The organism is Mycobacterium sp. 1165178.9, from assembly GCF_001673555.1.
Lineage (GTDB): Bacteria > Actinomycetota > Actinomycetes > Mycobacteriales > Mycobacteriaceae > Mycobacterium.
In genome coordinates this window covers 1-12,258 of sequence record NZ_LZMB01000554.1, presented here as the reverse complement: position 1 = coordinate 12,258, position 12,258 = coordinate 1, and the positions used below count along the sequence as shown (strand labels likewise).

General features: G+C 65.8%; 14 protein-coding genes. 8 read left to right on the top strand and 6 right to left on the bottom strand.

What is annotated here, in order from left to right:
• Positions 1–79 precede the first annotated feature (79 nt).
• Positions 80–379, top strand: coding sequence for a DUF503 domain-containing protein (locus A5652_RS23505; RefSeq protein WP_067357576.1), 300 nt, complete (start codon positions 80–82; stop codon positions 377–379).
• 25 nt (positions 380–404) lie between these two features.
• Here A5652_RS23505 and trmI read toward each other — a convergent pair whose 3' ends face one another.
• A complete protein-coding gene (gene trmI, locus A5652_RS23500) occupies positions 405–1,250 on the bottom strand; it encodes a tRNA (adenine(58)-N(1))-methyltransferase TrmI (protein ID WP_067357572.1) in 846 nt (281 codons plus the stop codon).
• Positions 1,251–1,324: 74 nt separating this feature from the next.
• Between trmI and A5652_RS23495 the strand changes: the two genes are divergently transcribed.
• Complete coding sequence (locus A5652_RS23495) at positions 1,325–2,212, top strand: RecB family exonuclease (protein ID WP_067357569.1); 888 nt, start codon at positions 1,325–1,327, stop codon at positions 2,210–2,212.
• A gap of 27 nt (positions 2,213–2,239) precedes the next feature.
• Here A5652_RS23495 and A5652_RS23490 read toward each other — a convergent pair whose 3' ends face one another.
• The 5 genes from A5652_RS23490 to A5652_RS23470 form a co-directional block, all read right to left on the bottom strand.
• Positions 2,240–3,610: an FAD-containing oxidoreductase gene (locus A5652_RS23490; RefSeq protein WP_067357566.1), complete on the bottom strand. Its 1,371-nt coding sequence runs from the start codon at positions 3,608–3,610 to the stop codon at positions 2,240–2,242.
• Positions 3,607–4,119, bottom strand: a complete 513-nt coding sequence (locus A5652_RS23485) for a DUF4126 domain-containing protein (protein WP_067357562.1) — start codon at positions 4,117–4,119, stop codon at positions 3,607–3,609. Before A5652_RS23485 ends, A5652_RS23490 begins: the two co-directional genes overlap by 4 nt.
• 120 nt (positions 4,120–4,239) lie before the next feature.
• A complete protein-coding gene (gene hisG, locus A5652_RS23480; protein ID WP_067357559.1) occupies positions 4,240–5,094 on the bottom strand; it encodes an ATP phosphoribosyltransferase in 855 nt (284 codons plus the stop codon).
• A 2-nt stretch (positions 5,095–5,096) separates the two neighbouring features.
• Positions 5,097–5,378, bottom strand: a complete 282-nt coding sequence (locus A5652_RS23475; protein WP_064885366.1) for a phosphoribosyl-ATP diphosphatase — start codon at positions 5,376–5,378, stop codon at positions 5,097–5,099.
• 26 nt (positions 5,379–5,404) lie between these two features.
• Positions 5,405–6,034 carry a TetR family transcriptional regulator gene (locus tag A5652_RS23470; protein WP_067357556.1) on the bottom strand — a complete coding sequence of 210 codons (630 nt, stop codon included), beginning with the start codon at positions 6,032–6,034 and terminating at the stop codon, positions 5,405–5,407.
• 304 nt (positions 6,035–6,338) lie between these two features.
• Here A5652_RS23470 and A5652_RS23465 point away from each other — a divergent pair, with 304 nt between their 5' ends.
• The 6 genes from A5652_RS23465 to A5652_RS23440 form a co-directional block, all read left to right on the top strand.
• Positions 6,339–7,181, top strand: coding sequence for an ABC transporter permease (locus A5652_RS23465; RefSeq protein ID WP_067357553.1), 843 nt, complete (start codon positions 6,339–6,341; stop codon positions 7,179–7,181).
• Between the two features lies 1 nt (position 7,182).
• Entirely contained in the window at positions 7,183–8,046 is an 864-nt protein-coding gene (locus A5652_RS23460; protein ID WP_067357550.1) for an ABC transporter permease, read from the top strand.
• Between the two features lie 11 nt (positions 8,047–8,057).
• On the top strand, positions 8,058–9,626 hold the full coding sequence (locus tag A5652_RS23455) for an MlaD family protein (RefSeq protein WP_067357547.1): 1,569 nt from the start codon (positions 8,058–8,060) through the stop codon (positions 9,624–9,626).
• A gap of 7 nt (positions 9,627–9,633) precedes the next feature.
• Entirely contained in the window at positions 9,634–10,689 is a 1,056-nt protein-coding gene (locus tag A5652_RS23450) for an MlaD family protein (protein ID WP_067357579.1), read from the top strand.
• Positions 10,682–11,737: an MCE family protein gene (locus tag A5652_RS23445; RefSeq protein ID WP_067357543.1), complete on the top strand. Its 1,056-nt coding sequence runs from the start codon at positions 10,682–10,684 to the stop codon at positions 11,735–11,737. The genes A5652_RS23450 and A5652_RS23445 overlap by 8 nt, the downstream gene beginning before the upstream one ends.
• Positions 11,738–11,814: 77 nt before the next feature.
• Positions 11,815–12,258, top strand: a 444-nt coding sequence (locus A5652_RS23440; protein WP_369805862.1) for an MlaD family protein, incomplete at its 3' end; no start/stop codon positions are given.

Here is a 12,258-nt window from a genome sequence, read left to right as displayed (position 1 = left end):
CCGCCTCCTAGGCGAGGTCCTCGCTGCGCACCACGGAGCCCGCCCCCGATCAGCAAAACCCGCCGGGTTGACCCGCGGCATGTGGATCGGCTGGCTCGAGTTCGACGTTTTGCTCGGCGACGTTCGATCACTCAAAGAGAAGCGGTCGATCATTCGTCCCGTCGTCGCCGAGTTGCAGCGCAAGTTCAGCGTCTCGGCGGCCGAGACCGGTTCGCACGATCTGTACCGGCGAGCGGGCATCGGCGTCGCCACGGTCTCGGGCGACCGCGGCCACGCCGTCGACGTCCTGGACGCTGCCGAACGGTTGGTGGCCGCGCATCCCGAGTTCGAGCTGCTGTCGGTGCGGCGCTCCGTGGTGCGCAGCGAGGACCTCGCCTAGGAGGCGGTGGCGACCCGCCGCGCCACTAGCCGTCGCGGCCTTCGCGCTTGCGACCCAACGGAACGGGAGCGACGACGCCGGGGGCGAGCCGTCGCGTGAAGATCAGGAAGGCCGTGTGCCCGCGCATCGAATGCTGCGGCCGGACCGCGAGACCCACAACGTTCCAACCGCGTTGCAACGTCTCCCAGGATCGCGGCTCCGTCCAGCACTGCTGTGCCCGCAACGCCTCGACCGCACGCGACAATTGGGTGACGGTGGCCACGTAGATGATCAGTACGCCACCCGGTATCAACAGGCGGGCGACCGCCTCCAGCACCTCCCACGGCGCGAGCATGTCGAGTACGGCGCGGTCGAAGGATCCGTCCGGCAGTTCGGAGTCGGAGACATCGCTGATGATCAGTTGCCAGTTGCCAGGTACCTGACCACCGTGAAAAACCGACACGTTGCGTTCGGCGTGCTCGGCATGGTCGGCGCGCTGTTCGTAGGAGGTCACCAAACCTTCGGGCCCGACCGCGCGCAGCAGCGAACAGGTCAGCGCGCCGGACCCGGCGCCGGCCTCCAGCACCCGCGCACCCGGGAAGATGTCGCCCTCGTGCACGATCTGGGCGGCGTCCTTGGGGTAGATCACCTGGGGCCCGCGCGGCATCGACATCACGTAGTCGATCAGCAGGGGCCGCATCACCAAGTACACGGCGTTGTTGCTGGACTTGATCACGCTGCCCTGCTCCAGCCCGATCAGCGCGTCGTGCGGGATCGACCCGCGATGCGTGTGGAACTCGGCGCCCGCGGCGAGCACCACCGTGTAGTGCCGGCCCTTGGCATCGGTGAGCTGAACACGCTCGCCCTCGGTGAACGGGCCGGTTACGGACACGCGGTCCAGCGTGCCAGCCGACTCGCCGCCGCAAGTGTTTGGGGGTTGTCGGCCCCCAGTCCTAGGCTGCCGGCATGACCGTCCATCCAGAGGCGCCGCAGTCGGCGGAGCGCTCGGAGGGGCAGGTGCGCCGCCCGGCCCTGTCGCCGTCGCGTGCGGCGGACTTCAAGCAGTGTCCGCTGCTGTACCGGTTCCGGGCCATCGACCGGTTGCCCGAGGCGCCGTCGACCGCGCAGCTGCGCGGGTCCCTCGTCCACGCCACCCTGCAGCAGCTTTACGGCCTGCCCGCCGAGCAGCGCGGCCCGGACACCGCGATGTCACTGGTGGAGCCGGCGTGGGAGCAGATCGTCGCCGCGACACCCGAGATGACCGCCGAGCTGGATTCGGCGCAGCGCACCCAGCTGCTGGTCGAGGCGCAGGCGTTACTGGCCGGGTATTACCGGCTCGAGGACCCCACCCGTTTCAACCCGGAGTGCTGCGAGCAGCGGGTGGAGGTAGAACTCGCGGACGGCACGCTGCTGCGTGGCTTCATCGACCGGATCGACGTCGCCGCCACGGGCGAGCTTCGCGTGGTCGACTACAAGACCGGCAAGGCGCCCCCGGAAGCACGGGCACTGGCCGAGTTCAAGGCGATGTTCCAGATGAAGTTCTATGCGGTGGCGCTGTTGCGGTCGCGAGGTGTGCAGCCCACCCGGCTGCGGCTCATCTATCTGGCCGACGGCCAGGTGCTCGACTACACGCCGGATCACGACGAGCTGCTGCGGTTCGAGAAGACGCTGATGGCGATCTGGCGGGCCATCCAATCCGCCGGGCAGACGGGAGATTTCCGTCCCACCCAGTCGCGGTTGTGCGAATGGTGCCCCCACCAGCAGCACTGCCCCCTGTTCGGCGGGACCCCACCGCCGTACCCGGGGTGGCCGGAAACTCTGGCGGCACAGACTGATTCGCAATCGGCGGCCTAGCGGCCGGCTACGCCGCTCCGGTCGCCACTAGTCGAGCGGCGAGAGCTCCTGCAGCATCGTGGGAATCAGCTCGCTGACTGTGGGATGGATGTGCATGGTCCGCGACAGCGTGGTGTAGGGCGTTTTGGCCGACATCACGTCCAAAATGCCGTGGATGGCCTCGTCGCCGCCGACCCCGAGGATGGCGGCCCCCAGGATCTCCTGGGTGTCGGCGTCCACCACGACTTTCATGAAGCCTTGTGTTTCACCCTTTTCCACCGCCCGGCCAACCCTGGTCATCGGCCGCTTGCCGACCAGCGCCTTGCGTCCGGACGAACGCACCTGGTCGGCGGTCATGCCGGCGCGCCCCAGTGGCGGATCGATGTAGAGCGCGTAGGTGGTGATGCGGTCGCTCACCCGGCGCGGGTCGTCGTCCAGCAGGTTGGCGGCGACGATCTCGAAGTCGTTGTAGGAGGTGTGGGTGAACGCGCCCTTGCCATTGCAGTCACCCATCGCCCAGATGTGATCGACGCTGGTTTTGAGCCGGTCGTCGACGACGATGTAACCGTGGGCGTCGGTCTGGACCCCGGCCGCTTCGAGGCCCAGGTCGTCGGTGTTGGGTCGGCGGCCCGCCGCCAGCAACAGGTGGCTTCCCTCGACGGCAGGGGCACCCTCGCACGGAGTCAACTCGAACCCGTTGCCGGTCTTGGTTATTCGCACATCGTCGGCACCGACGATGATATCGATGTCCTCGGCACGCAGGATATCTTCAACGGAGGCCGAGACATCCTCGTCTTCACGCGACGCCAATCGCGGTCCCCGTTCGACGACGGTCACCCGGGCCCCGAACCGCCGGTACATCTGCGCAAACTCCAGCGCGATATAGCTGCCGCCGACTATGACGAGATGCGCTGGCACCGTGTCGAGTTCGAGAACCGAAACGTTGGTCAGGAAGTCGACGTCGGACAGGCCCGGGATGTCGGGCACCACGGCACGCCCGCCGACATTCAGGAAGATCCGGTCGGCGCGCAGCACATCATCACCGACCCGCAGCGTGTGCGGATCCTGGAAGACGGCGTGACCGCGAAACACGGTGCAGCCGTTCATGCCCTCGAGCCAATCCTCGACGCCCTTGCGGTCGCCGAGCACGATCTCGTCCTTGCGGGCCTTGACCTTTGCCATGTCGACGCTGACCGGTCCCGTGCCGACGCCGTATTCGGCGCCGCGGCGCGCCAGGTGCGCGGCATGCGCGGAGGCCACCAGGGTCTTGGTTGGGATGCACCCGGTGTTGACGCAGGTGCCGCCGATCAGCTTGCGCTCCACCACGGCGACGCGCTGCCCGGCTGCGGTCAGCCGGCCAGCCAACGGCGGGCCGGCCTGGCCGGCACCAACGATGATCACATCGAAATGTTCTGTCACTTAACCGCCGTCAGCAGGTACTCGGTCAGCAGGTGACCCGTCGCCGCAAGGATGGCGAACCCGCCCACGATTGCGACAGCGTCCTCCAGCAGCGCGATCGGCAGGTCCCTGCCGCCCGTCCTGGCCACCAGCCGTTTGCGCGCCTGGTAACCGCCGAGGGTGCCCAGCACCGCACCGATGACGCCGGCGCCCAGCGCGGTAAACGTCCAGTGCGGCCAGGCGCCGAGGGCCGCGCCCGCCAGCCCGCCCGTGACGATCCGGGCCGCAAAGATCGGCGGCGCGGTGCGGGCCGGCGTCTTGGGTAGCTTGTCGTTGATCAGTTCGCCCACGGCGAGAACGGTGAAGATGATCACGGTGATGATGCTGGCCATCCAGCCTGCCCACGTGCCGTGCAAATCGACCCAGCCGATGAAGGCGGCCCAGGCGACGACGGCGGGCGCAGTCAGCGACCGCAGCCCGGCCACGACGCCAATCAGTAAAGCCAGCAAGACAAGAAGTGCGTGTGTCACGGAAGACCCTCCTGGGAATCGAACACCGGCGACGAATGCGGGGGACGGCCCACACGCCAACCCGGGCTGTCCCCCGAGGCGGACGCTAACACAACCGCGGCTCCTGCACCGCGTGCGCAATCAGAACCGGCAAAACCTGATGTCGGACGCCAGGATCGCCTTGGCGCCGATGGCGGCCAACTCGTCCATGATCTCGTTGACACCGCGACGCGGCACGAGCGCGCGGATGGCGACCCACCCCGGGTCGGCCAGGGGTGCGATCGTGGGTGACTCCAGCCCCGGCGTGATCGCCGTGGCCTTGTCCTGCACCGAGCGGGGGCAGTCGTAATCGAGCATCAGATATTGCTGGCCGAACACCACGCCCTGGATCCGCGCCACCAGTTGATCGCGCGCAGCCTGCGTGCCGGACTTGCTGCTGTGGTCGCTCTCGATCAGCACCGCTTCGGAATCGCACAGCGGGTCGCCGAAGGCCACGAGATTGTGCAGGCTCAGGGTGCGCCCGGAACCCACCACGTCGGCGATCGCGTCGGCGACGCCGAGTTGTATTGAGATCTCCACCGCACCGTCGAGCCTGATAACGGTTGCCTCAATACCACGCCCGGCCAAGTCTTTTCGGACCAGATTTGGATATGCGGTGGCGATCCGTCTGCCGGCGAGATCGGCGATCTTCCAGTCGCGCCCTGCCGGTCCGGCGTAGCGAAAGCTCGACGAGCCGAAACCCAGCGCCAGACGTTCGCGCACCGGTGCGTCGGAATCGCCCACCAGGTCCCGGCCGGTGATACCGAAATCCAGTTCTCCCGAACCCACATAGATGGCAATGTCTTTGGGCCGCAGGAAGAAGAACTCGACCTGGTTGGCCGGATCGATGACGGTCAGGTCCTTGGAATCGGTGCGGCGCCGGTAGCCCGCCTCCTCGAGGATCTCGCTGGCCGGCTCGCTCAGCGTGCCCTTGTTGGGAACCGCAACCCGCAACATGGTCACAGCTTCCGATACACGTCGTCGAGGGTCAGGCCGCGCGCCACCATCAACACCTGCGTCCAGTACAGCAACTGGCTGATCTCTCCGGCCAGCGCGTCATCGGATTCGTGTTCGGCGGCGAGCCACACTTCGCCGGCTTCCTCGAGGATCTTCTTGCCCAGCCCGTGGACGCCACCGTCCAGTGCGGCGACCGTCGCGCTGCCGGCCGGCCGAGTGCGGGCACGCTCGCCCAGTTCGGCGAACAGATCCTCGAACGTCTTCACGGCCAGCGATTGTTTCACGCGAAGGCGAGCGAAGTCACGGCGGTTTAGTCCTGGCCGGGTTGTGCACCGCTTCCTCCGTCGAATCCGACGAGCGTGATGCGCAGCGCTTCCTCCAATAGCACGTCAAACGGTGCGCTCTGGGCCGTCTCCGATGTCAGCCACTCGTCAAGGACGAATTGGACGGTGGCCAAACTGATGTGCACCAGCAGGGCAGGCCGAATGTCAAGCGCCGCATTGACATTCATCCGGCCCGCGACTTTCTCGATCAGGTTGCCGTGATCGGTTTCGCTGATCAGCACGGACTTACGCAGCATGTGGGGCGCGGTCGCGACGGCGTGGCGCCAGGTATCGAACTGGCCCGCCGCACCGACCTCCCTGGCATGCGTGACGAACAGTTGGATCAACGCCTCCACCGCCGACTCGTGTGGCGGCCTGGCGCTGTAGGCACCAACGATCTCGGCGGCCACCTCCCGGGCGGGATCGACCAGCAGGCCCTCCTTGGTGGGCGCATACCGGAAATACGTGCTGATGGAGATCCCGGCGGCTGAGGCGATGTCCTCGGTCGTCACCGCCTCGAATCCGCGCTCGGCGAACAGTTGGTGCGCGGTTTGTTGGATGTGGGAAAGCAGCTCAGCGCGGCGCCGGTCCCGCAACGATACGTTTGCTGAGGGCATGCCACCACCTTCCTCAATTCGACAGTCGAACAACAAGGTGTCGTCCAGCAACCAACTGAGGTGAGTGACTCTACACTATTGAAAGTCCCTATCAAGTAGGTTAGTGTGATGCGGCACACATACTTGAGCTGGGGAATTCCGGCGCTTGTTGACACTATTTTAATAAGGATAGCGTCCAACGGTCGCCCACCCTCCCCCGCTCGGCACTCATGACTAGGGGTGGGAAGAGCGCCGATGAAGGCGGTAGCTGGTACGCGATGACCTGCGCCATGGGTTTGCTCAACGGACCGCAGGTCGCGCCGCTATGACGACGGCACAGCTTGATGGCGTCAACGCCATCAGGAATTGGTCCGTGGGGTACGTCAAACGTCACCCGGTCGCATCACTGACGACGGTAGGTGAACAGTTTGTTCTGGGCGTGCGAACCGCTCAATATTTCTTCTACGACCTGGTGACCGGGCGATTCCAATGGCAGGAGTTCGTCCGGCAGGGCGCGTTCATGGCCGGCACCGCTGTGTTGCCGACCGTCCTGGTGTCGCTCCCGATCAGCGTGACCCTGTCCATCCAGTTCGCGTTGCTGGCCGGTCAGGTCGGTGCGACGTCGCTGGCCGGGGCGGCCAGCGGGCTCGCGGTCATCCGACAGGGGGCGTCGCTGGTGGCCGCGGTCCTCATGGCATCGGCGGTCGGGTCGGCGATCACAGCCGACCTGGGTTCGCGGACGATGCGCGAAGAGACCGACGCGATGGAGGTGATGGGTGTCTCGGTGATCCGCCGCCTCGTCGTCCCTCGCTTCGCCGCGGCGGTGATGATCGGTGTCGCGCTCACCGGCGTCGTGTGCTTCGCTGGATTCTTCGCGAGCTACATGTTCAACGTGTACTTCCAGAACGGGGCGCCGGGCAGCTTCGTGTCGACGTTCGCGTCGTTCGCTACGACCGGCGACATGATCTTGGCGCTGATCAAGGCCATCGTATTCGGCGCCATCGTGGCCATCGTCTCGAGCCAGAAAGGCTTGTCCACCAAGGGCGGACCGACGGGTGTCGCGAACTCCGTGAACGCCGCTGTGGTCGAAGCGATCCTGCTGTTGATGATCGTCAACGTCGCGATCAGCCAGCTCTACATCATGTTGTCGCCCCGGACAGGACTGTGATGTGACGGCCTCCGCGTATCGGCCTTTCGCACCGATTTCGATGCCGCTCGTCCGGGTTTACCGCCGGGGCAAGGTGCCTATCATCCGGCTCGGCCACCTGCTGGTCTTCTTCGTCCGGGCGCTGGTCGCCGTGCCACTCGCCCTGCGCCAGTACAGCGCCGAATTCCTGCGGCTGCTTTCGAACATCACCTGGGGCAACGGTTCGATCGTGGTGGGTGGGGGCACCGCCGGGGTGGCCGTCGTGCTGGGCATGACCGTCGGCGCCCTCGTCGGCATCGAGGGCTATAACTTCCTGAACCTGCTCGGGCTCGGGCCCGCGACCGGGTTCGTCTCGTCGTTAGTCAACACCCGTGAGCTGGCTCCCCTGATGGCGTCGCTCGCGTTCGCCATGCAGGGTGGCTGTCGCTTCACCGCGCAGTTGGGATCCATGCGCATCGCCGAGGAGATCGACGCGATGGAATCGATCGCCATCCGCCCGATCCCCTACCTGGTGACCACCCGGCTGATCGCTTCGGTGGTGGCGATCGTCCCGCTCTACGCCGCATGCCTTGCGATCGGATACCTGAGCACACAGATCGTGGTGGGAATCGGCAGCGGCGGCTCGACCGGTTCCTATCTGCATTACTTCACGCTGATGTTGGCGGGCCAGGACATCGTCTATTCGTTGATCAAAGCCATCATCTTCGTGTGGATCGCGTCTACGATCCAGTGCTACTACGGCTATTACGCCAGCGGCGGTCCCGAGGGCGTCGGGGTCGCCGCGGGGCACGGCATGCGGGCCAGCATCACCGTCGTGATCATCGTGAACATGCTGCTCACCATGGCGCTGTGGGGGGTCGACTCCGGCGCAAGGTTCGGTGGCTAGGTCGGTGGAACATGCCCAATTCGTTTGAGCTGGACGGCCGCGGCCCGTCGGACCGGCAGCTGTTCGGCATCGGCATTGCGGTGCTGGTGGTCAGCGCCCTCGTCACCACCGCGATGTTGGTCAAATCCACTGGCAGACTTAACGATTACGTGCGGGTGGTAGCCGATCTGGTCAACGTGGGCGACGGTCTTCCGCGGAAGTCCGACGTCAAATATCACGGTGTGCTCGTCGGAATGGTCAACGGCGTCGTCCCAGCGGCGCTCGGCAAGCCCAACTACGTCCACATCGACCTCAAAGAGGAATACGCCAAGTCGATTCCGGCCAACGTGACCGCACGCGTGGTGCCCAGCAACGTTTTCGCCGTGTCGTCGGTCCAACTGGTGGGCTCCCCAAACCGGGCGGGCCCCGGCGTGAAAATCCGTGCCGGCGACCACATTTTGGAGGACAAGCGGCTGCCGACCGTTCTGTTCCAGACGACCGTCAGCAAGCTGCGTGACCTGCTCGCCGCGGAGGGGCGCGGCCGCGACGACCGGTCGGTCGGGATCCTCGCCGCCCTGGGCGCCGCCACCGACCACCGCCGCGTCACCCTGTTGAACGCCGGTGCGCAACTGAATCGCACTCTCGATCAACTCAATTCGATTGTCAGCACCGACAACGGCCCCTCCACGGTGTCGGCGCTGCTCGACGCGACGACAGGGCTCGCACAGACCGCACCAGATCTCCTCGATGCATTGCATCAGGCCGTCGAGCCGATGCAGACCTTCGCCGAGAGCCGCGGCCAGTTGGCGTCGCTGCTGTCGGGCGCCGACTACACCGTCGGCACGACGCGCCAGTCCTTCGACAACCACATCGATCAGCTGGTCAAGATCACCGGCGATTTCACACCGGTGCTCGGCATCTTGGCGCAGAAGTCGAACAACTTCGTGCCCGCGGTCACCAAGCTGGACAACCTGGCCACCCAGTTCATGGAACAGGTGTGGAACCCGCGCACGAACCTGGGCAACATGCGCGCGATGCTGACGTTCACGCCCAGTTCCACCTACACGCGCGCCGACTGTCCCCATTACGGCGAGCTCAAGGCCCCCAGCTGCTTTACCGCGCCACTGATCCCGGTGCGGCCGGATCTGCCCGAGGTGCTGCTGCCGCAGAACTATCAGCCGCCCAAGGATCTGGCTCCGCCGCCCGGCACCGTGATCGGCCCCGACGGGAACCTCGTCGCGGTGGGGCCGCCGCTGATCAACCCGACTCCGAACTTGACCGATCCCAATCCCCCGCTGGCCCCGGGGATTACACCGTCGCCGCCGGTGCCCGGCAGCGCGAACCCCGACAATCCCAGGCCCGGGGCGCCGGCGACACCACAAGAGCACCAGCCGTGGGTAGCGCCGGTGGCACCGAAGGCGCCCTGGATTCCGCAAGCCTCTTTCGGCGGCAATGTGGGCCCCGTGGGGAGCCAGTACGAACGAAACATGCTCGGCGTGATCACCGGCGCGCCCGCGACCGAAGCCACCGAGCTGCTGCTTGGTCCGGTCGCCCGTGGAACCACGGTGTCACTGGCTCATCCACCGGGGGAGGCGAAATGAGATGTCCATGAGATTTCGAGGCCCACTCATCGCGCTGACCCTGTTCATGATCGTCTCGTTGACGCTGACCTGGCTGGTGTATGTGAGCCTGCGGCGTGACGTGGCCGGCAACACTGCCAAGTATTCGGCGGTGTTCACCGACGTGTACGGGCTTCGCGAAGGCGACGACGTCCGCATGGCCGGGGTCCGCGTGGGCCGCGTCGAAAAGGTGGAACTCGACGGGAAACTGGCGAAGGTCTCGTTCGTCGTGCAGTCCGAACAGCGGCTGTTCGGAAACACGCTCGCGTCGGTGACCTATCAGAACATCGTCGGACAGCGTTACCTCGGACTGTCCATCGGCAAGGAAGGCAATCCGCAGCCGCTTCCCCCCGGCAGCACGATCCCGGTGGAACGCACCGAGCCGTCGTTCGACGTGACCACCCTGCTCAACGGCTACGAACCGTTGTTCAGCCTGCTGAATCCGCATGATGCCGACAACCTGACCAAGGGCATCATCCAGTCGCTGCAGGGCGATACGTCATCGCTCACCACGCTGGTCGGCCAGACCTCCACGCTCACACAGACTTTCGCTGGCCGCGATCAGGCCCTCGGCAGCGTGATCACCAATCTCGACAAGGTGGTCGGCAACCTCGCCCAGCAGAACGACAATCTCGACGGAGTCATCACGCAGACGCGCAGTGTGGTCGGCGAGCTCGACCGGCGGCGTCCGGACCTGGTCGCCTCCGTGGGTTCACTGGCCCGGGTGACCGACCGGCTGTCGGCCTCGGCGACGGACGTGTATCCGGCACTGCGTGAATTCATCGATCGTCAGCCCGGTGTCACCAAACACATCATGGACGTCGAGCCGCAGGTGGCGTTTTTCGGCGACAACATCCCGCTGTTACTCAAAGGCCTTACCCGGGTCGGCAATCAGGGCGCCTACGGCAATGCCTACGTGTGCGACGTGAACTTCATGGGGTTCTTCCCGGGACTCAACGACGTGGTGCCGATCATCATCAATGCAGCCACGCCGGGAAACAGGGCCTGGCACACCCCGAGGTGCAGGAGCACGGTCGATGGCTGACGCGTCAGTACGGCAACGGCTTTCGGGGATGACCAAGCGTCCACTGGAAAGTTACAACAAGACCTGGCTCGGATTCATCGCCGTGGCGGTGGTCGCGGTGGTGATCTCAGTCATGCTGCTGGTGCACGCGATCGGCGCCGGCTATCGGCACTACACCGCGGAATTCCTCCAGGCGGCCTCGCTGCGGGCGGGCAACCCGATCGTGGTCGCGGGCATCCCGGTGGGCAACGTCACCAGCATGAAACTCGTCGGCGACCACGTCGAGGCGGGCCTGAAGGTCCGCGACGACATCGAGCTGGGCAAGGACTCTCGAGCGCACATCAGGGTCACCACCATCCTGGGTTCGCGCTACCTCGCGCTGGAACCCAACGGCCCGGCGCGCCTGCCCCACGACACCTTCGACCTCGCGCACACCGAGGTGCCCTACGATCTGCAGGCCGCGTTGCAGGACGCCACCACCACTTTCGAGCAGGTGGACTCCGACAGATTCGCGCAGTCGCTGGCGGTGCTGGGCAAGCAGCTCGAGGGCCTGCCTGCCGTTGTGCCGCAAGCCATCACGAACATCAACACGCTGTCATCGATCATCGCTCTACGACGCGACCAGCTGGGACAGCTGCTCCGCAGCACCGAGCAGGTGACCAACACGCTGCGGCGCCAGCAGGCCGGCATCGGCGCCCTGGTGGACCAGGGGCAAGACCTGTTGGGCCACTTCGTCGCGCGGCGCGCCGTTTTCCACGCGATGATGCAGTCCTTGTCGAGCCTGGTCGACACCATGAACCAGGTCGTGGTCAACGATCGCTCGGGTCTGGACGCGCTGATCAAGGACATGCGCGACTTCACCAACCTGATGTCCCAACACGACGACCTGCTACACAGCATGCTGCAGACCAGTCCGATCTTCTTCCGCGAGGCCGCGAACCTCACCGGCGACGGCAATGCGATCAACTTCAACGCCCCCAACGTCCCGCTGATCGACTCCTGGATGTGCGCAATCAGTGGCCGTGCCAAGCAGTTCGGGATGATCCAGTACTTCAAGGACTGCAAGTGAGGGGGCTCGGCGCCAGGGCGCTGGCCATCGTCGCCGCGGTAACGGTCATCGCCGCGGCGGTCGGTGCCGGCTGGTGGATGCTGAGTTCCGACGAGGACACGATCACCCTGACCGCCCAATTCGACAGCGCCTCAGGCCTTTACGAGGGTAACGAGGTGGCAGTGCTGGGCATGCCGGTGGGGAAGATCACCAAGATCAACGCCAAGGGCGGCTACGTCGAAGTCGAGTTCACCGTCGACCGGCACGTCAAAGTTCCCGCCACCGCGCAGGCCGTCACGGTGTCGACCTCCATCCTCACCGATCGGCAGATCGAGCTCACGCCGCCCTATCACGGCGGACCGACGCTGGAGAACCACGACACCATCGGGCTGCCCCGGACCCGGACGCCCGTCGAATTCAGCAGCGTCCTCAACGTTTTGGACAAGGTGACCAAGTCGCTCGAGGGTGACGGCCGCGGTGGCGGGCCGATCGCCGACGTGCTGAACGGCGGCACCGAGGTGGTCAACGGCAACGGCGAGAAG

Excerpts from the sequence above, each read along its gene's own strand:
- A5652_RS23495 (WP_067357569.1), top strand. The coding sequence starts at position 1,325 with ATGACCGTCCATCCAGAGGCGCCGCAGTCGGCGGAGCGCTCGGAGGGG.
- A5652_RS23445 (WP_067357543.1), top strand. The coding sequence starts at position 10,682 with ATGGCTGACGCGTCAGTACGGCAACGGCTTTCGGGGATGACCAAGCGT.
- hisG (WP_067357559.1), bottom strand. The coding sequence starts at position 5,094 with ATGTTGCGGGTTGCGGTTCCCAACAAGGGCACGCTGAGCGAGCCGGCC.
- A5652_RS23455 (WP_067357547.1), top strand. The coding sequence starts at position 8,058 with ATGCCCAATTCGTTTGAGCTGGACGGCCGCGGCCCGTCGGACCGGCAG.
- A5652_RS23450 (WP_067357579.1), top strand. The coding sequence starts at position 9,634 with ATGAGATTTCGAGGCCCACTCATCGCGCTGACCCTGTTCATGATCGTC.
- A5652_RS23465 (WP_067357553.1), top strand. The coding sequence starts at position 6,339 with ATGACGACGGCACAGCTTGATGGCGTCAACGCCATCAGGAATTGGTCC.
- A5652_RS23470 (WP_067357556.1), bottom strand. The coding sequence starts at position 6,034 with ATGCCCTCAGCAAACGTATCGTTGCGGGACCGGCGCCGCGCTGAGCTG.
- A5652_RS23505 (WP_067357576.1), top strand. The coding sequence starts at position 80 with ATGTGGATCGGCTGGCTCGAGTTCGACGTTTTGCTCGGCGACGTTCGA.